Raw genomic sequence first — 21,202 nt, 5'->3', positions numbered from 1 at the left:
TGCGAGACACTTACAATTCCGATTTAGGTAAAGCTTTTTTTCATTTTTTACGATGCCAGTATTGGTAAAGCTCAAAATATTCAATTTTAAGCGATGCCAGCTTAGGCAAAGCCCAAAATATTCAATTTTAAGCCTTGCCAGTTTAGGCAAAGCTCGAAATATTCAATTTTGGCTTTTGCGAGTTTAGGGAAAGCTCTTTTTCATTTTTTTCAGTGCCAGTTTAGGCAAAGAAAAAAATGAACTTTTCCAATTACCTAAAATCTACAAACCTTCACCCGGATGCATTTGTTCCGCTTCGCTCCAGCTTAAAATGGCATTGATAATGGTTGCTGCCACATTGCTTCCTCCTTTTCTGCCATTTACAAAAACTGCAGGAACATCCGGACAACCATATTTTAACTGCCATTTACTTTCTTTTACATTTACAAAACCAACCGGAGCTGCAATCACTCCCGCAGGATTTGCTTTTCCATTGCGAATGAATTTAATCAACTCGATTAATGCAGTTGGTGCATTTCCGAATGCAAAAATGGCGTCGGGATGCTCTTCTACTGCCAACTGGATTCCAGCCTGAGTTCTTGTAATATTTTTCTGCGAAGCCATTTCAGCCACGCGCTCATCATCCAAATAACATTTAATTTCAAGACCTAATTTGGCTGCCGTTGCTCTGCGAATTCCTCTTGTCACCATCGAAACATCGGTAACAATAACTGGTGGTTTTCCCGAATAAAATTTCTCGTGCAATTGCTCCACCACATTATTGCTCAGCTCAACCGATTCGTTCAATTTAAAATCGGCAGTCGTGTGAATACAATGCAATGCCACCCAAACATGAGCCAACGATTTATCTGTGATATCGATATGATCCAAAATGGTTTGGAAACTTGCGTTCATGATACGGCGTCCAAGCTTGTCCTGGCTATTGTTTTGATTAGCATAGTAACCTCTTGGTGTTACCATCTTGCCTTGAGCCTTAAAAGTTTGGCTGTTACCAATCACAATAACGGTAAACATATCGGCTTTGGTCACATCCAATTCGGCAAGGGTAATTACCTCAATGCTCTCATCTTCTCTTCCCACATTTCGGGCAATTCCAACTGGAGTTTCAGGCGAACGTACTTCCAGGAACAATTCCCTCAACCTCATCAATTGCCAGAATCTGCCTTTGCTTAAGGGATTGTAAACCGCTGTTACAAAATCGGCATTAGCTGCAGCTACAATTCTTTTCTCAATTTTTTCCCATGGGGTTAACAAATCCGACATGGAAATGGAACAAAAGTCGTGTCCCAGAGGTGCTCCCAATTTTGATGCGGCTGCAAACATAGCAGAGATTCCCGGAACTACTTCCAAATCAACATCCGAAGCTTTTTCTGCTTTCATTTCCCAAAGCAAAGGTGCCATTCCATACACACCAGAATCACCACTACTAATAACGGCAACAGTTTTTCCTGATTCGGCTATTTCAAATGCTTTCTCTGCTCGTTGGCGCTCTTTTTTCATACCCGTATCAACCAGCTCTTTTCCTCCTGACAACTGCTTGATGTGTTCAAAATAAAAGCTGTAACCAACAATCACTTCTGCTTCCTGAATGGCTTGCAAAGCCTGTGGAGTAAGGAATTTCTCATTCCCTGGTCCAATTCCTATGCTATATATTTTCTTAGGCATAAATTATAATTAATGAAAAGTAAGGTATTGTTCGCAACTTTAAATCCTGAACATCACTTGTGGAATACTGTTGCGGTGTTCCCACACGTTCGATATAAAAAAATGATCTATTTTGTTTCTCAAGAAAATCACTCCAGTTATCGAGCACACTCATTTTCATTACAACCAATGTTTGATTTTCTTTCAACGCTTCTTCTATTTCCTCAAAACCTTTTGGTCGGGCAATTACCTTTAAGGCCTGATCGCCTTCGGTAACCGATTTTTCTCCTTCGGCTCCTGTCGCTATAAAAGCAGGTATTCCGGGAATTACTTTACAGTCAACATTTGCTTCTTGTGCTATCTTTAAAATGTATCCAAAAGTGCTATAAAAAAGAGCATCGCCTTCGGAAACCACAGCTACATTTTTTCCTTTTTTCAATTCTTCATGAATCTCATCAAAGGCTTTTTGGTAATGCATCTCCCTGTTTTTCCCTGTCATGGGAATCACAAGCGGCAAACACTCGGTTTCTACACTCAACTGCTTTAATATATCGTATGAAAAGGAAATTACTTTCGATTCCTTTATGCTCGATGCCGGATAAAAAATAAGATCCGCATTCTGAAGTGCCTTTAAACCCTTAAGTGTAATCAATTCCGGATCACCAGGTCCTAATGCAACTCCAATTAATTTTCCCAAACTCATAATCCCAATTCTTTTATCATTTGCAACATTTTCTCTCTTTTTCCCAAGTACAGGTGCATGTAGGAAGCCCAACAATTCTTTCTTCTGAATACAGGCATTTCAACATCGCGCCCTCTTGCCGTTTTGGCCTGATAATCTGCACTGGCTTTTTCCTCTCCAATCAGATTTGAATAATGAAACTCGTGTCCTTTTATACTGATATCCTTTCCTTTCAAATCGCGATATCCCAAGTGTAGCTTCATATTTTCAAAGGAAGTATCAAAGTCAAAAACACCTGTCATGCTGTAAGTTTCTCCTTCTTTGGTAATGATATTTTTTCCCAGATACATCATTCCACCACATTCAGCTATCAAAGCTTTGCCACTTTCAATGTACTCAGCAATGGCCTGTTTCATTTTTTCATTGTTCGCCAATTGCTCTGCAAACAACTCCGGATATCCGCCCGGCAACCAAAGCAAATCTGCCTCGGGCAATTCTTCATCGTTCAATGGACTAAATTCAACCACTTCTCCCAATTCTGCCAAAACATCACGGTTTGCCTGATAGGAAAAGTTGAAAGCCTCATCGTGAGCCAAAGCAATTTTGAATTGCTGCTTTGTATCTATATTTTGGTTTGTTAATGGCTGAATTTCCTTCTGCGTAATTTCCAGAAGCAAATCAATATCAACATGATTCTCCAGCAATTCAGCCGCAACATTTACGATTTCTCGATTTTGATTCTCACCCGGAAGGTGTAATCCCAAGTGTCTTGATTCTATGGCCAGTCTTTGGTCACGCGGCATGTAGCCCAATACATGAACACCTGCATCTATGGCAGCTTCTTTTAAAAACTGAAAGTGTGATTCACTTGCAACCTTATTAAAAATAACTCCTGCCAGATTTATGCTTTTATCGAAATTCTTAAATCCATACAACAAAGGAGCTACAGAATAAGCCGTACTCGATGCATCCACAACCAAAATCACTGGCAGATCAAGCAAGCGGACAACTGCCGCAGAACTTCCAACATCTTTTTGAGCTCCGTCGAACAAGCCCATTACACCTTCGGCAATGGAAACATTTGCCATAGCAGCATGCTGAGTAAATGTTTGTTGAACATGATCCTCATCTGTCATCCACATGTCCAGATTGTATGATGGCTGACCTGCAATTTTAGTATGGTGCATGGGATCGATATAATCGGGTCCGCATTTAAAGGGCTGAACCTTCAATCCTCTATTCACCAATGCCTGCATTAGTGCAAGAGTAATCATGGTTTTACCAGAATTACTCTTTGGTGCTGCAATTAAAAAAGCATTTGTATCTATTTTATCCATTATTCAAATCCAGGTTTTGAAAATTACTTTTATATCCTTTTGCTCAATTAAAATTGTCATCTCATTTTCGAGATGAGTTTTTCCCTCTCAGGGAAAATGTCGACAGACAAAAGGGTGAAATAAGAAACTCAACTAAACACCCCTCTCCCTGTCGGGATCTCCCCTAGAAGGAGAATTTCAAATTGACTGATTCCTTTCTCTTTTTACGTTCTTACTACATAAAGAAAACTTGATTAACTTTTATAGTATTCTCTTAACCATTCTGTTCGTTTATGAGCATTAAAGTATGCCATTTTCGATTCTCTTATCCTATTGATTGCATGGAAATCAATATTCGCCACAGCAAATTCATTTTCTTCTACAAAGGATTCTGAAAGCACTTTTCCCTTGGGATCAATAATCAGACTTGCGCAAGGAAAAACCGTTCCTCTTTTATTTGTGGTGACCTGATTGCAAATCATCGCAAAGCAAGAATTATCGTATGCTCTGGCTGGTATATATCTTTTAAATCTTTCAATTTTATCCTGACAAGTTTCTTTTGGAGATGCAAAAGCCATTGCCAATACATTGGCTCCTTTTTGTGCTTGAATGGCACTGATTTCAGGAAAGTGTGTTTCGTAACAAATCTGAATGCCTACAAGCATTTCTTTCACAGGAAATACATTTATCTCATCACCTTCAGAGTAAACCTCTTTTTCGGTAATGCTTACATGTGTTTTTCGATGTTTCCCAATAATTTTTCCTCCGTCAAACACAAAATGAGTAATAAAATACTTTTCTCTTTCTTGTTCAGGAAAGCCTACTGCAAATGCTGAATTCGTATTCTTCGATATTTCCATTAAAGATGTAAATAAAGCCTCTTTCTCTAGCAATACCGTTTTTAGAATCTCAATATCTCTTATATAACCAGACAAATTCAACTCTGGGAACAAAATAAAATCTACTCCTTGTGCATCGAAGCTTTTAATCCAATCCATCGTGGTGGATAGATTAAACTCCACATCGCCAATTCTACTTTTTGAACTTACTGCTGCAACTATCATCCCCGATTATTTAGAGTTAGAGTTAGTAAGTTCTCAATGGTTTCCTCTTGTCCCACACATTCTCCATTTTGGAAATACTTAAAACTCGTACTTCCATTTTTGCACACTTCAAGCCAGGTGGTATCTTCCTCTGCTTTGCGTATGGTTTTTATTCCATTTCTGGCAAAAGCTCTTCGAAGCAATACATATTCAAAGCCGTGACCTTTTACTGGAATCTCATGATTGTAGTCATAGCCAACTCTAAACAATCCTGTTTTGTTATCAAACTCAATTCCTTTATTCTGAAAAATGGTTTGAAATTCATTTCTCAATAACAAATCTTCAGGCGTTCCTGTTAACAAGCCTTTGTCTGCTGAAAGTAGCCATAACTTATCTGCCATTTGTAAGGCCAAATCCAAATCGTGGGTTGACATCAAAACTGATTTTCCTGAATTACTTGCGATTTGTCTTAGTAATTGCATGATCTCAACACGAGCGGGCATATCCAAAAAGGCGGTTGGTTCATCAAGAATAATAATCTGAGTATCCTGTGCCAAAGCTTTCGCTATAAACGCCTTTTGTTTTTCTCCATCACTCAAATTCGATAATCGTTCCTTTTTCTTGTGCAGAATCCCACATTTCTCAATGGAAGTGTGAACAATTTCTTTATCCTCATCATTTAAGATTCCGAATGTTCCGGTATACGGACTTCTTCCTAAGCCCACCAATTCTTCTACGGTAGCATTGGGCACAATTACACGATCGGTAAGTACTACGGATGCCATTTTCGACAATTCCTTTTCGGAAAGCTTTAGCAGATCTTTGCCAAGAAGAGTAGCTTCCCCTCCCAATGCTGGTTGAAATCCGCAAATCGTACGAATTAAAGTACTTTTTCCTGTTCCATTCTCGCCTAGTAGACAAACCAATTCGCCAGCAAACATTTTAGCTTGCAATTGATCATGCACCACTTTTGCACGTTTACCTTTTCCGTAACCTATGCACAACTTGTTGATATGAAGAATCTCTTTTTCTGCCATAACTACTCCAATCGATTTTCTTTTCTACGCTTCCAAATTACCCAAATCACAACTGGTGCTCCAATAAATGCAGTTACCGAGTTGATAGGCATTTCCTGCTCCATTCCTGGCATTCGTGCCAAAAGATTACACAATAAGGCTGTTGCTGCTCCCAGCAAAGCTGCATTCAATATCAAATAAAAGTGGTTTGATGTTTTAGATAACAATTTGGCCAAATGCGGTACTGCAACTCCTATAAAAATAATAGGTCCGCAAAAGGAAGTCACAATGGCCGTTAAAAATCCCGAAAAGGCAATAATTAAAAAGCGTGCTCTTTTGATATTCAAACCCAGGTTTGAGGCATAACGATCTCCCAAAGCCAAAAGATTTAAGGACTTGCTTAAAAATGTTGCCAAAATAGAAGGAATTACTGTAATTAAACCAAACATCATTGCACGCTCGCTTGCCAAACGGCTAAAACTACCTAAACCCCAAATCACATAATTGTATACATCTTCTTCAGGGCTATAGAATTTCAGTAAACTTACCAATGAACTGCTTAAGTATCCAATCATCACTCCAATAATCAGGACACTTAAAGTGCCTCCAATACGATGCGATATAAAAAGGATCAAAGCCAAAACCAAGGCCGCTCCAATTAAGGATGAAAATACAACCGCAAAATCTCCCCAAGCTCCCAGACTGGTAAAGGTAAATCCCAGAATATTTCCGGTAAATAGCATTACAAAAGCAACACCAAGACTCGAACCTGATGAAATTCCCAAAACCGACGGGCCGGCAAGCGGATTTCGAAACAAAGTTTGCATCAACAAACCTGCTACTCCCAAGGCCATACCTGCCCCCAGAGAAACTATAGTTTGGGGCAATCTTGTTTTAAGAATGATGTTTTCATAAATTCTGTTTACCTCTTCTCCTGTAAACAAAATTGCTTTAATCTCCGACAATGGGATGTGTATGGATCCCAACACCAGGTTCAATAAAACAAGAAAAACCAGCAACAGTGTTGCCAGTGTAATTACAATTGATATTCTTCCTAATTTATGGATCATTTCAGCCTTTCGTAAAAATAAGGTTTATGCTCCGGCAATAATTCCGGATGAAAAAAATGAATGTAATCTGCCAATAAAACATCAGGTTTCATACCTGCTTGTTCATAATATGGTTTTTCACGAATGTTGCACAAAATTACATTCTTATTCTGAAATGCATTAAAATCCATATATCTTGGGTCCTGCTCACCCAAATCTTTTAAGCTTAATCCTGATTTTTCGGGATGAATAATTCTCCAAAAATCACATTTGGAAGCCTTGCTGTATATGGTCTCAAAATCTACCGGATAAGCTCCTTGCATATCATCTTTGATAATGTAATCAGCTCCAGCATCGCGAAAATAATGCGCATAAAAACTATTTCCTCCTGGAACATACCAACTTCCCGATCTCATCTTTCCTGAGAAGACTGTTGGTCGCTTTTCAACATTCGAGGCAATTTTTTTTAGGTTTTGGTATCGGGATTCAATTCCATTGAAAATAGAATCTGCTTTCTCTTCCTGCCCCACAAAAAGAGCAAGCATTTTAATCCATTCTGCACGTCCCAATGGTGTTTCCTCATTATAGGCAGCCATTGGCACCAAAGGAATCCCAAGGTTTCTCAATACATCGAAACCTCCAACTTTAAACGGAGATACAAATATTACATCCGGATCGAGAGCAGCCAGCATTTCAAGATTAAAGTTTCCTTCTTTTCCAATTCTTTTCACCTTTCCAGCTTCAACCAAGGCTTTCATTCCTTCGTGTCGCAGGTAACGACTACTGTTTATGGCTACGATATCATCAATATCATCCAAGGCAAAAAAGTAACTTAACTGCGTACTCGAAAGGCAGACAATTCTCTTGCAAGGAACCGGAATGCTATTGGGAATACCTTTTGCCTTGGCTTTATCTTTTGCAAGATTGAAAGTATCAAAAACTCCATCTTCTCCTTTTTTATGAATCTTTACAAGTGTCTTGTCACCATGCTTTTCAATCTTGAATTCTTTAGCATGATTTAATGATATCTCTATGACTTCCTCTTGTTTGTTTTCTTTTTTTGTTTTTGATGACTTGTTATTACAAGCATAAAAAAACAAGCTTAAACTTATAGTCAGAAGAAAAATAATCTTTTTCATGATTCAGATTTTAACGAATTCCTAGCTCTTGACAAATTGCTTTCAAATGTTCAACCCAAATTCCAACAACAGAATCATATTCCGCCAAGCCTATCATATCAATTTCTGTGGTGAATCCCTCTTTTTCAAGAATAGTTTTCCAACTGTCTTCTTCACTTCCAGCCATATCATTTCGCGCGTGATCACCAGCTACCGACATAAAAGGAGTTAATATTACCTTTTTAATTCCATTCGATTTTAACTGAGGAAGAATAGCATCCAACAAAGGAAAACCTTCTACAGTTCCTACAAAATACTGATCAGATTTTTGCTTTAAATAGTACTCAAATCCTGGGTAATAAATATTGGATTGATGATGAGAACCATGTCCCATAAACAGAACTGCTGTTTTTGAATTCAATTTGTTTTTAAACTGTTGGTGAAGAGCATCCGCCAATTGCATATGATCATGATCTAAGAAAAGCAGTGGAGTTCCTATCTCTGTTACTTTAATTCCTTTTGGCATTCCATTGAATGCTTCTACTGTATGCTTCAAATTATCATACTCTTCACCAGGAATGATATGTAAGGATTGAACCGCAACATGCGTAAACCCATCCTCTCCCATTTTAGCTAATGCCTCAGCAGGAGAATCAACTACACCTCCTCGTTTGCGAATGATCTTTCGAATCATTTTTGAAGTATAAGCCCATCTAATCTCCACATCAGGAAACTCAGCTTTTACAATTTTATCAATATTCTCGAATGCCACTCTGGTCTCAGGATAACTACTTCCAAATGTTACCAAAAGAATGCCTTTTTTGTCCTCTGCTTTTTTATGCGCATATGTCATTTGTACATTCATTATCAGCAAGAAAAATATACTTAAATGCAAAATTCGTTTCATAGTGCTATAATTTTTTAGTTTTAATTAGTTTGTTGTAATTTCTTCTAAACCATTTAAAAGAAAGCCTCGTTCCTGTAATACTAACTGCTAAACCAATTAGTGATAAGAGAACTAAAAGAGTTTTTCTTATCGTGTCATATTGCTTTAGTATGGCTAAATCCAATGTGTGAAAAAAGCGATACAACCAACGACGTAATCGAGTATTTTTAGTTAATTTTTTAATGCGTTCTCCACTTGCAGGATCAATGTATAACCAAGTTTTTGCAACATCATCAATTTCAATCTTATATGCCATTCGTGGCATATAATACATAGCTGATCCAGAGTAATAATTGTCGTAATTTTGCTGCTCAACCACAGAAAATGAGGTATTCTTGAATTTCTCTTCGGACTGTTGTTTGATATCCGCTAAACTAAATTTCTTTTGTGGAATCACTTTACCATCATCTAAAGTGTAAATCTCAGATTTTTGATAATCGTCGTAATAAACTCTGAATTGAGGAGTATTTAAAACGGTTTTCCACTCAATTTTGCGAACTCCTTCCTTATTGTTTAGAGCTGTAAAAATTTCCTTTGGTACTATATTTTTATGACCCGATAATTCTAACTTTTGATTCCATTCAATGTCAACCTTCTCTTTAGAATTTACACCAACCATCCAGTCGGGGATTGAAGTAACAGAAACCAATCCACTCAAAATAAAAGTGAACACAAATATACCAAAGAAAAAACCTGTTAGGTGATGCCACTTGTACCAAAACTTCTTGTATGGACTGATTCCCTTTTCTTTTCTCTTTCGAAGTCGAACCAATCCAGCATAAATGCCTGTTACAGACATCAAAATTCCTAATGAGGATAGAATGATAATGACCAATCTCCATGTATCTTTCGCCAAGCGAAGTTTTTTAAAGTAAATCCAATGCGGAATTGCTCCAAACCGTGCACTCCATCTGGCCCTTCTGTTGGTTTCCTGTACAATCTCACCTGTTTTTTCTGAAATGTATAAAACAGTATGAGCCGGGTCACTCATTTTGCATTTGTACAATGGCAATAAAGGTCGATAGTAAGACCATGGCATCCAATCGTCCAATTCATTCATCTTTTCTATTTCCTTTACAGGATATCCGTTAAAAGATGAGCTTAGCTTTTTGGCATGATTTTCATCAAAAGAAGCGAGCTGCTTTAAACTTATGGCATCATAAGTTTTTTGGGATTTTCGGCCTGATTTAACTCTATAAACAGGTTTTCCATCGCACAATTCCAATGTAACTTTACCATTGAAAGATTTTGGAGGCGCTTGTAAATTCTCAAAATCCTGTTTATGAAACTCGGTAAGATGTAAAAATCGATCTTTGCGAGAAGCATGAGGAAAACCATCGAAAATAAGAACGATACCAGAAATGAACCAAACCACAAACATCAGGCTCAATAATGAACCTGATATGTTATGGATTTGAATGAGATATTTATTTAATCCTTTCAAAACTATTTAGCAAAATTGATTGTAATACCAGCGAAAAATGTGCGCCCTGGATTAATGGTTCCGTAATGAGAGCCATAAGGACTATCATCTACATGGTCGAAAATGTTATCAACTCCAAGTTGAGCTTCAAAAATGAATGAGCCAAGATTTAAAAATTTGTGATTAGTAGTTAGCTTCCAGATATCGTATCCTTTGGCATTATCATCATCATTATCATACGATTTTTCATCCTGAATACGTCCCAGAATCGTTGCGCTAAACGAATAGTTCTTCCATGAACGATCGTAAGCCAAACGAACATTTCCATAATTTTCAGCAACTCCATCTAATTTTTCTCCTGTAGTTTCATCTTTGGCATTAACATAGCTGTATCCACCTCCGAGCGTAAAACCTGCTCCTAATTTAGCATTCAGTAAGAAATCAATCCCTTGAGATTTCGATTCCTCAACATTGTAATGTTTGAGTCTTCTTGTGATTTCATTTTCTGCATCACCAGGTTCAAGATCAATAGTCTCATATGCGATCAAATCATCTACATTATTGATGTATCCTGTAATGCTTGCCGAAAGGAAATCATTATGAAACTCTACACCTAATGAAGAATATTGCGATTTCTGAGGATCCAAATCTTCATTACCTAAATAAAGAGTTCCTCCTTTTTCGTAGGCGTAATACAATTCTTTTACAGTAGGAGCTTTAAATCCATATCCATAAGTCCCACGGAAATTAAAATGATCTAGCTTGTAAAGTAAAGATACTTTTGGAGTAAAAGCACTACCAAATTCATTGTGCTTTACATAACGGGTTCCTGCTACCAACTGAAGTTTTTCAAGCAACTTGATTTCTTCCTGGGCATAAAAAGCTATTGTTTTGGCCTCAGCCTTTCCGTTTACCAAACGATCTTCAGATACCATTTTCTCTCTCAGATAATCTGCACCTAAAGTAAGAGTGTTATTTTTAGAAATGATATTTACATATTTCATTCTAAAATTGCTCATTCTTTGATCATTCTGAATGTCTTTATCACTTTTCTTATAACCCTTGTAATCTTGATTGTATCGATAATAATATCTGTACTGATCAAAGTTATAGTCAACGGATACGTAATCTTTTTTATTTAATAAATACTTGGCTCCTGCTTCAAAAGACTTATCGGTATAGAAATAACCATATTTATAAATAGAAGTAGGTCTTATTACATGCTTTTTGAAAAATGAATTCCCGGCATAAACTTCCAATTTCTTAGTGGCACGAAATTTTAAAGTTTGAGCGAAAGTAAAATCGTTGTACTCATATTGTGCTCTTTTATCCGTTTCAATCAGTTGTCCTTTTTTGATTTCAAAAGGACTTAATTTCCATCCATCGCTTCTTTTGTGGTTAAAATTTCCATTCCATGAAAACTTACCCAGGTTAAGATCAACCGTATTGCTTTGTTGATAAGTCCGATATTCGCGAATACGACTCGTATTGGAAACATTTACCTTTTGTTTTGATTTTTTTGTAATGATGTTTACAACACCAGCAATAGCATCCGATCCATATAGTAAAGAAGATGCACCTTTTAATACTTCAATACGCTCAACATCATCAGGATTAATTCTATTTAGATCGGTATTTCCACCAACATCTCCATACATACGTTTGCCATCAACAAGCACAAGAATAAAGTCGTTTCCCAAACCATTAATGGTCATCATGGCTCCCATTGTTCCTGGATTAAAATCAAATGATGGACTTACATTCATCATCAACTCGTTAAAATCTGAAGCTCCTGCACTTGCAATGGCTTTTTTACTAATCAATTCTGTTTGAACCGGAGCTGTTTTTAAATGATGCGCGGTACCAGTTCCAGTTACAACAATTTCTCCCAACTGACTTTTGGATTCCATCATTGTAAAATTAAGAACATTGACACCTTCCTTAATGATGATTTTCTGCTTTTGACGACTATATCCCGAAAAGGATACAACCAAATCGTAATCCCCTGGTGCTAAATTCTTAATCTGGTATTCGCCTTTGTTATTTGTCGCTGTACCTGTAGTAGTGCCTGAGAAATATACACTAGCACCAGGCATTGCTTGTTGGTTACTATTTTGGGTTACCACCCCTTTTAGCACAGCATTCTGTGCATTAACGAAAGTCACTGAAATCAGTAGCATAATAGCTACAACATAAATCTTTTGCATAGCAAGATATTAAAACATTAATAACTTCACTTTGCAATCCTTATGAACAACGAGAATAATTCAGAACATTAAAACCAATAAGTCCCAAACACAAACTTCTGTCCCGGAAGCAAAATGTTTAATCATTGTGATGGCAGGTCTTCTGACTTATCCTGATTTTTATGCCTTCCCATTCAATCTAAAATCGAACAGTGGCTGTAGTATAAAAACCGCGATCCCAAAACTCTGGAACCAGACTTACAGCAGCGGGAACTGTTGCAGATTTTCACTGCATTCCCTTTTAATCCTATTGCACATGAAGATGCAACTAGAACCATTACTGTCGCAAAAGTATATATTATTTTCTTACTGGCAAGTGTGCTATTCAGCAGGAAAGTTTATTGCATAAAAAAAGCCGTTTCATTTCTGAAACGGCTTTTATCCTTTCTCTTCGGGAAGGACTTAAACCCAACCCATATATCTCTTAATTTCAACAATTTTATTAGAGTTTGAGAGCAGAGAACGAATTGATAAATGTGCATGGGAAATTATTCGTTTTACCTCTGCTCTCATTCATGGCTATTCAAACATAACCAGTTAACTTAGTTAGAATATCATTTTCTAATAAATATTTCAATACATTACAGACTTTATGAAGAGGCTGCCTAATAAAGATTTTATATTTGGAGAGATATCTATAAGATTTTTCAAATCCCCAACGCTCCACGACTTTTGATACCAGCTCTTTTTTTCTAACCTGTTTAGTTTTTTAATTGCCAATTGACTGCACAATCAGAAAAATACTTACTTGCATTTTTCAAACACTCTTCCTTCTGCCATGATGTTAAGTTTTCAAATTCATCAAATATCAAAGCCATAGCAATCGGATTTTGAGGTTCTTTTCTGTAAGTACTTAGAATTGATTTTTTACGAAGAGTAACAGCCTTCTTTATTTCTTTACGATATTTAAACAGTTTACCTTCATCCTCTTCACATAAATTCTCTTCGGATTTGTGAGTTTGCACCCAACTAATTTTTTCTGCTAAACTGTCCATGTAAGCTTTTTGATATTTTCTTAAAATCCGATCGTATTCTGTATTCTCAAAAGAATTATTAACAATAACCAATTCTTTTTTATCTATCTCAAAATTAAACTTCCCATAACGAAATATCCAGATATCATATTCTTTCTCTGCATCAACTACCAATGTCATCTTAAAAGGTGGTTTTACATTTTCGATAAATGCATCAAACACCCCATCTTTAAGTTGAACATCCGATAAGATTGTTTTTGATTTCTCGCTTTTGGTATTCAGCTTTAATTTTATTTTAGAATCACCTACACCCTCAATTTTACCTAAAATTCTAATTGATTCTTTGTTGCATGAAAAAAAACAACAAACTACTACTAATAATAATAAATTTCTCATTCTTAATATTTAATACTACACCAAAATAAATACAGCCAGTTTAGCTTTTAGCCGAACTACGATTACCATCATTTAAATGACAATGCATAGCCTCATAAACCAACTCCTCTTTACTGATGTTTAAATAATTCTCTAATAATAACCATTCCCTCCTTTGCCTCTTTATTAAAAAGTAAACTTATTCAGCTCTTTGCTTTTTTTCACTACAATTAAATTTAAAGCAAGCTTTTCGTTTACTTAGCCTTCGGCAAAAACATTATATCCAATACATCAGCCTTTTTTAGGAATTTCTTAGCTGCTTTAGCAATTTCTTTTGTGGTCACATTATTAATCACATCGTCGAAATATTCGGGCAACATTCTGTTTTCTCCCGTTTCGTAAAACTTAGTCAATACAGATAACCAATAATTGTTATTCATCAGAGCTTTGCGGTTATTCTTTTTCATATTCAAAACCACCTTATCCAAATCGGACTGAAGCACTGATTTCTGAACCTGTTTTAGCTCTTTATATACCAACTCTTTTAAATGATCTGCCTTTGCAGGATCACAATCAAAGCGTATCTCTAATCCCAGTTTCATTTCAGGAATACGAGAGCCTGTAGGGCGTACATTGACACCATAGGTTCCTCCTTCCTTCTCACGAATATTTTCGGTATAGCGAAGGTTAAGTACAGAACCCAATATGTTGTGGTAAATAATTGTTTCTCTTGAATAATCAGCATCAGCTCTCATCTTCAAATCAACAGTAGCTTTTGGCTCTGTCATTGGCAGATAAATGCGGTGCTCATGTTTCCCTTTCGGAAAATAGTCTCCATTATCTACCCACTCTTCAACTTCACCTGTTGAATTAATGGCTCCAATATACTCCTCCACCAGTGGTTTAAGTGTTTCGGCATCTACATCACCGATAATGAAGAATGTGAAATCTGCCGCATTAGATAGACGCTCGAAATAGATCTCCTTCATACGTTCGAAATCCATCTGTTCTAAGTAGTCTTTGTCAAATGCTAACAAGCGTGGATCACCATTATTGCTAAGGATGGTCAAGGTATCCCTCATGAGATCTTTAGCCGTTTCCACCTTATTATTAATGTTGTAATAATTGCGTTCCATGAGTTGATCATAAGCATTACGGTCAAAGCGTGGCTCTTCAAAACGCATATAGACTAACTGTAACATGGTTTCCAAATCCTTAACCATCGTACTGGCTGAAACAGATTCCTCATATTCTCCGAACTTAAAGCCACACGAGGGTGTTTTACCAGCAGTAATCTTCTTAAACTGAATAGGATCGTGAGCACCAATACCAAAACCAGATACAAATGCTGAAGCAGCTCTGAATGATGGTATATCTTTCACATCATATAACGACTTTCCTCCCTTGCTGACCGCCTTGAGGATAACCTTATTGGTCTTATTATTAACTTGCTTAAAGACCACCTTAGCGCCATTTGAAAGCGTCCATTCCTGGGCTTTAAACCCGTCAATGGTCTTCTCACTAACAACTTTACCAGGTATTGGAGTGGTGCTCATTAATGGAGCATCCACTGGCGTGTTATCCACATAAGGCTCAATAGTGCTTTGTTCCACCATTGCTATTATGGCTTCAATCTCCTCTTGTGTAGGTAAAGAATCCGCCCCATTATCGGGACCGGTCACCACATAGGCCCTGTTGATGTCACTCAAATATTTTGAGGCCACAGCAGATACTTCCTCCACCGTAATACCAGGAATAATCTCTTTGGCAAAAAGGTATTTGAACTTTGCATCAGAAACAGCCTGACCTTCCAAATACACTCTTTTAATGGCTTTACAGTAGCCATCAGAGCTAATGCTGTTTCTTTTTTTATAATTGTTTTCAACAGCAACCAGAGTATTGACTTTCAAACGTTCCAACTCTTCGTTGGTAAAGCCATGCTGAATAACCCGCTGCAACTCTGTATAAGCCGCTTCAAACGCCTCCGACTCTTTCCCTATATTAGCGACTGCGTACACATCAAAAGTACTATAGTCTCTTTCAAGAGGACCATAGCCTGCACTTGCCGATAAAAAAGGCACTTTTCCTCTTAATACCAATTCTTTGTAACGCCCTTTCATTAAAGCATTAAAAAAGCTGTTTACATATGAGTCCCGAAGACTTTGCATGGTGTTATCCGTGCTTTTTTTATGCCTTATTTTCAGATTGATATTAACGTTTTTATACTCTTTATCTTTTACCTGAACATACATTGGTTCCTGGTTATCCAGAATGATCACAGCCTTACGCTCTTTGGGATTCTCAATGGCAGGTATAGCAGAAAACAGCTCAATCACACGTTGCTCCATTGCATCCACATCAATATCTCCGACAATAGCAACCGCCTGTAAATCCGTCCGATACCACTCGTGGTAAAATTTCCTAAGTTCTTCCGGGTCAAAGTTCTGAATCACATTCAGTTCCCCAATCACATCACGGTAAGCATAGATACTGCCATTATAAATGGTTGGTGCTATTTTTCCCTGTAATCTGAAGCCAGGTGTATGGCGCGTGCGCCATTCTTCCGATATCACCCCTCTTTCGGCATCAATCTCTTCCTCATCAAGCGATAGCTCATCACACCAATCGCGTAAAATCAACAGGCACGAATCAACAAGACCACTGTCCTTTGTTGGAACACGACTCAGATTATAAACTGTTTCATTTTTTGTGGTATAGGCGTTAATATCCTTCCCAAACTTCACCCCATTATGCTCCAGCATATTTAACATTGCTTTACCTGGAAAAGTGTTTGTACCATTAAAGGCCATGTGTTCCAAGAAATGCGCCAGGCCATCTTGTTGCTCTGTTTCAAGCGAAGCTCCCACATTCTGGTAAATATAAAAACTGGCTAAGCCTTTAGGATTGATATTACGCTTCAAATAATAAGTTAGGCCATTAGGTAATACACCCTTTCTAATAGTCGTATCAAAAGGTACTGGTTGCGATAAGTCAGCGAATTGCTGTGCCCCTGCAATATTGCTAATTAGGTTTAATCCTAATATTAATAACAGTAGTTTACGCATAAAAATATTATTTTTCAAATAAGACTAATATTATTCAATTTTAATCTTATAATTCATTACTATTAAACTTCAGCTTTCACTTTGTTAAGTACATTTACTTGCCATTCACCGCAATTGTAAGTAAACCTTCTCCTTGTTTCATTAAGCCTAATTCATGTTCAACATTCACTCTTTTTTTATAATTGTAGGGGAAGTCACTTAAAGCTTTGGTTTTTAATTCAATTGCTTTAGTGGTTTCTCCTTGTTTATAAAGATTATTTGCCTGAAGATTCTCAACCAAATACTTATTGGGAATAAGCCTATTACAGTAACTGATCCAGTCATTTATATATTCAAAATCTTTTTCATTGTCTGCATATTGCAAATAATAGTGAGCTACATCAACTATATCCTTTACAATTTGGTTGGCTTGCATTCCTTCTTTTAACTCTTTCAAAATATTTTTACCACCAGCATCTGTTCTTTTTTCGTAGCTTTTCTTTCTGCTGTTGTATTCTGCTTTGTCAGCTTTTCTGACTTCATCTACAGGTTGTACAGTCTTTATATTTTCAACGTAGGTTATTGCTTGTTTTTTAAACATGCCTATTTCATTTGAAAGCAGTTGACACATCAGCTCGTAATATTCCATACTCTTATGTCTGTATTCAGTATTTCCCAAAGCTTTATTTTTGTTAATAAACAGGTGCATCAGTTCAGGACTTTGAAGGCGATATGCTTCGCTGATGGTATTTCTCAACAAATCACTTTTCATACAATCAAGTCTTCTTTTCTCAGACTTATTGGCAAGTTTTGTATAGCTATCGTAGTATTTGTCAACTAAATTCCATGCATAACTATCTGCCATAAAATATTTTTGGCTGTTTAGCAGATATTGAAACATTTCCTTACTGTCTTCCTCTATTTCAGTTTGTATTCGCAACCATGCTTCAATGCCTTGTGTTGGACTTACTCCGTATTCGGTCATTTTACTGATATATTGTTTCAGAAAGGCTTCATCGTTTTTCTTTTGCTTGAATTCGGTTTGTAATTTTTCCAAATTGTTTCCTTGCTCAAGAGCTTGCAATGCTTTTTCACCAAATCCAATCATGTCGCTACCGTGCTTGTTTCCTCCTCCCCTATAAATCATTGTTCCGTCTCCTTTTAAAAACATCAGGGTTGGATATGAGTTTACTTTGTAAATTTTAGCCACATCAAGTCCTTCTTTTTCGGCATCTAATTTCAGGCTAATGAAGTTTTCGTTGTAAAAATCCCCAACTTCAGGATCAAGAAATGGCCCTTTTGCCAATCGTTTGCAGGGACCACACCATTCGGTGTAGAAATCAATAAAAATGAGCTTGTTTTGCTTTTCTGCTTTTTTCAAAGCCTCATTAAATGTGATGTTTTTAAAATCTATTCCTGGTTGTTTTTCGGCACAAGCCGTTATAAAACTTAAAAACACAAATACAATCAGTATATTTCTTATTTTCATGATGTTATTCTTATTATAGATGGTAAATTATTGATTATTTTTTCCTATTTAAGATAAATTTTACCGCCTGCTTTCATGATTTTCAAATCAGCCTTGATTCCTTCCGCATTTTTACTATCGCTTTTTAATGCAGCTTGATATGCCTCTTCCATTACTTTAACAGCCTCCTCTTTGCTATTACCATATAAATAAAACACTATGGCATATTGGCTCATTATTTTTGAATCGCCTGGGATGATGTCATAGGCCACTTTCATCCAACGCACAACATCAGACTTTTCTTCATCCATTTTAGCAAAGCGAGCATAATTGTAAACCATTGATGCAATTTGTTGACTAGTTCGAACGGAAAAAGGAGTAGAGGATTTGGCTCTGACATCGCCAGCTTCCAATTTAAGCTTCCAATTCATGTACTGCTCACGTAATTTATCAACTTCAACAGACTGAATAAAAGCCTCATTATCATCATGTACTAAAGCTTTGTATTTCTCACCTTGCTCGGTTCGTAAATAGAAGAAAATATAGGTTCTTTCACGTTGTTTTTCGTCAACCTTGGCACCTGCCTCTCCTGCACGGTTCAATACCAACTCTAATATTGCCGTATCTTTTTTGGCAACAGCATAATCAGTTGTGGTTTCAACCATGTTTCGGGGTAATTTCTGATATTCTTCACGAATGTCTTTTCTTACATAAAGTTTCCAGGCATCAGAACCGTAATTACGCTGAATAATCTCATCAGCTTTACCACCATAAATTATTTCATCACTATGGTCGGCCAATAAAACAACCATTTCCTTACTCAATTCATCAAAACTTTTTTGAATAGTTAAGTACTGCTCCAGCACATCGGTGTAACCGATTGAGTTCCCTTCTTTTAACTTGTTCAAATAAATACGAAGAAACTGTTCGTTATTCTTTTCTGCCTCGTAACGGCCTGTTAATTGACTTAAACTATTATCATTTGAAGCGTTGAGAACAGCTGTTTTTATGTGTGACATAAACCGATCTGTTGGCATTGCACCTGAAAAACGATAAACAACATTATCATCCCGATCAACAATAATATATCCAGGTAAACCACTTATACCATACTTTCGTTTGATAGCAGGTCCTTCACCTCGCTCAACATCCATCTTAATGGCTACCATATGTTCATCAAAATAGTCACCTACCTCTTTTTCCAGAAACACTGTTTTGGTCATTTTTTTACATGGTCCACACCACACAGCATAACCATCAATGAATAACAGCTTGTTCTGGGCCTTTGCCTTTGCCAAAGCCTCGCTGAATGTTCCGTGTTCAAAATTGATACCCTGCGCCATTAATAACATTGGCAATAGCATCATTGCCAATACACTATATAATTGCTTCATTTTTTTTGCTGATTAATCGAATTTGAATTAATAATAATTTCAAGCTGCTCTTGATTACAACTTCTCGCCGTTTTTCATTTTATCAAGTTCCTCTTGGATTGAACGACGTCTTTTATCACGTTCGGGCAGTTTAGCTAAAGCGGCCTCTTTAAAGGTTATTGCTTTCTTTTTCTTTCCTTGCTTGTATAAAGCCAATGCCATCAGGTTATCCATCCTGTAATCTTCGGGCAATAGTCTGGATCCATAGTTAATCCAAGTTGTCAAACGCTTATACTCTTTGGATTTTTCAATATGTTTTAAGTAATAAGCACCTGTTTTGGTGATGGAAGCTACTTGTTCACGTGCCTCTTTGCCTTGCTTAAGCTTTGCCAGTGTGGCATTTCCGATAATGCTGGGCGCATACCTGTTAGCCTTATAATCCTCGTAGTAAGCTTTGTCTTCCTTTTTTATCTGTTCAATTGGTTTCGCCGACACAATACTATCTAAATAAATTGCCGCCTGTTCCTTATAGGCTTCAATATCTTTCGACAGCAAAAGGTAGTCTAACTCGTAATCCATCAGGTTACCTGATTTCATTTCTCCCCCCATCCAGTTCTTTTTCTCTGGCAATTTTTTCCATGCTGTTATAAATCGGCGCATAGCCTCAGGGCTCTTATTATAATAGGCATAGCTTTTAGTGTTCTCAGCCATTTTATACTTGAAGTTTTCTAAAGTACTTTCTTCCGCTCTCGTTGCAATGTCCCAATATTCCTTATAGTTATCCTGAATTATTTGCTCGGCTTTACCACCAACCAGCAAGTAACGCTGATTATCCATCAAGAACTCCATCATATCTACGTCAGACTCTTTTATCTCGGTCTGCACCTTTAACCACGCCTCGATACCTTCGGTAGGACTGACACCATATTCTATCATTTTCTGATAATATAATTTCAGAAATTGCTCATCCTGAGGTTTCAACGAAAATTGCTCTTGCAAGGCTTTAAGACTCTGGTTACCCTTTGTTGATTGCCTAGCTGCCTCACCCGACTTAATTAAAGACTCAACATCGCGCGAACCGGTTACTTTGTAAACTTTCTCACCTTTTGCATTGATAAACAGAAGCGTTGGATATGCCGTTATTTTATATTTTTTAGCAACTTCTCGCCCTTCTTTTTCAGCATCTAACTTTAAATTAATAAAATGCTGATTGTAGTAGGCTCCTAATTTTTCATCCAAAAAAGGCCCTTTGGCCAATGCCTTGCATGGCCCACACCAAACGGTGTAAAAATCAATAAAAATTAGTTTATCTTGCTTTTTGGCCTCTTGCAAAGCCTCCTCATGTGATATATGCTGAAAATCTATCCCTTGCGACACAGCCACACTTCCCGTAAATAAGAATAGAAAAAATGCTAATCCAATATTTTTCATACTATTTAATTATTAGTTGCTTTAAGGTAATGATATCCGGCGTCAAATTTGAGC

The 21,202-nt window shown here is 37.0% G+C and carries 15 protein-coding genes and 1 riboswitch; all 15 genes read right to left on the bottom strand.

The window, feature by feature from the left end:
* Positions 1-261: 261 nt before the first annotated feature.
* Positions 262-1,665, bottom strand: coding sequence for a precorrin-3B C(17)-methyltransferase (gene cobJ, locus JCM15579_RS13575; RefSeq protein WP_054721002.1), 1,404 nt, complete (start codon positions 1,663-1,665; stop codon positions 262-264).
* Complete coding sequence (gene cobI, locus JCM15579_RS13570; protein ID WP_054721001.1) at positions 1,658-2,347, bottom strand: precorrin-2 C(20)-methyltransferase; 690 nt, start codon at positions 2,345-2,347, stop codon at positions 1,658-1,660. Before cobI ends, cobJ begins: the two co-directional genes overlap by 8 nt.
* The gene (locus JCM15579_RS13565; RefSeq protein ID WP_054721000.1) at positions 2,344-3,663 is read right to left on the bottom strand and encodes a cobyrinic acid a,c-diamide synthase CobB; all 1,320 of its coding nucleotides are present in this window, start codon (positions 3,661-3,663) and stop codon (positions 2,344-2,346) included. Before JCM15579_RS13565 ends, cobI begins: the two co-directional genes overlap by 4 nt.
* A 233-nt stretch (positions 3,664-3,896) precedes the next feature.
* Positions 3,897-4,706 carry a nitrilase-related carbon-nitrogen hydrolase gene (locus tag JCM15579_RS13560; protein ID WP_054720999.1) on the bottom strand — a complete coding sequence of 270 codons (810 nt, stop codon included), beginning with the start codon at positions 4,704-4,706 and terminating at the stop codon, positions 3,897-3,899.
* On the bottom strand, positions 4,703-5,722 hold the full coding sequence (locus JCM15579_RS13555; RefSeq protein WP_054720998.1) for an ABC transporter ATP-binding protein: 1,020 nt from the start codon (positions 5,720-5,722) through the stop codon (positions 4,703-4,705). Before JCM15579_RS13555 ends, JCM15579_RS13560 begins: the two co-directional genes overlap by 4 nt.
* Before the next feature lie 2 nt (positions 5,723-5,724).
* Positions 5,725-6,771, bottom strand: coding sequence for a FecCD family ABC transporter permease (locus JCM15579_RS13550; RefSeq protein ID WP_054720997.1), 1,047 nt, complete (start codon positions 6,769-6,771; stop codon positions 5,725-5,727).
* Positions 6,768-7,889, bottom strand: coding sequence for an ABC transporter substrate-binding protein (locus JCM15579_RS13545; RefSeq protein ID WP_054720996.1), 1,122 nt, complete (start codon positions 7,887-7,889; stop codon positions 6,768-6,770). Before JCM15579_RS13545 ends, JCM15579_RS13550 begins: the two co-directional genes overlap by 4 nt.
* A 10-nt stretch (positions 7,890-7,899) precedes the next feature.
* Positions 7,900-8,775, bottom strand: coding sequence for a sirohydrochlorin cobaltochelatase (locus JCM15579_RS13540; RefSeq protein WP_054720995.1), 876 nt, complete (start codon positions 8,773-8,775; stop codon positions 7,900-7,902).
* Positions 8,776-8,779: 4 nt separating this feature from the next.
* Positions 8,780-10,258 (bottom strand): PepSY domain-containing protein, encoded by a 1,479-nt coding sequence (locus JCM15579_RS13535; protein WP_157471479.1) that lies wholly within the window; start codon positions 10,256-10,258, stop codon positions 8,780-8,782.
* Positions 10,259-10,260: 2 nt separating this feature from the next.
* Positions 10,261-12,444 (bottom strand): TonB-dependent receptor, encoded by a 2,184-nt coding sequence (locus JCM15579_RS13530; RefSeq protein ID WP_054720993.1) that lies wholly within the window; start codon positions 12,442-12,444, stop codon positions 10,261-10,263.
* 115 nt (positions 12,445-12,559) lie between these two features.
* Positions 12,560-12,777: riboswitch (cobalamin riboswitch) on the bottom strand.
* 407 nt (positions 12,778-13,184) lie between these two features.
* Positions 13,185-13,853: a hypothetical protein gene (locus JCM15579_RS13525; RefSeq protein WP_054720992.1), complete on the bottom strand. Its 669-nt coding sequence runs from the start codon at positions 13,851-13,853 to the stop codon at positions 13,185-13,187.
* A 233-nt stretch (positions 13,854-14,086) separates the two neighbouring features.
* On the bottom strand, positions 14,087-16,897 hold the full coding sequence (locus JCM15579_RS13520; RefSeq protein WP_054720991.1) for a M16 family metallopeptidase: 2,811 nt from the start codon (positions 16,895-16,897) through the stop codon (positions 14,087-14,089).
* A 94-nt stretch (positions 16,898-16,991) separates the two neighbouring features.
* Positions 16,992-18,365, bottom strand: coding sequence for a thioredoxin family protein (locus tag JCM15579_RS13515; protein ID WP_054720990.1), 1,374 nt, complete (start codon positions 18,363-18,365; stop codon positions 16,992-16,994).
* Positions 18,366-18,409: 44 nt separating this feature from the next.
* Positions 18,410-19,738: a thioredoxin fold domain-containing protein gene (locus JCM15579_RS13510; RefSeq protein WP_054720989.1), complete on the bottom strand. Its 1,329-nt coding sequence runs from the start codon at positions 19,736-19,738 to the stop codon at positions 18,410-18,412.
* A 54-nt stretch (positions 19,739-19,792) separates the two neighbouring features.
* Entirely contained in the window at positions 19,793-21,148 is a 1,356-nt protein-coding gene (locus tag JCM15579_RS13505; RefSeq protein WP_054720988.1) for a thioredoxin family protein, read from the bottom strand.
* Positions 21,149-21,202 lie beyond the last annotated feature (54 nt).

Origin of the sequence: Marinifilum fragile JCM 15579 (assembly GCF_001310955.1) — a bacterium.
GTDB lineage: Bacteria > Bacteroidota > Bacteroidia > Bacteroidales > Marinifilaceae > Marinifilum > Marinifilum fragile.
This window is presented reverse-complemented; position numbering and strand designations above follow the sequence as displayed.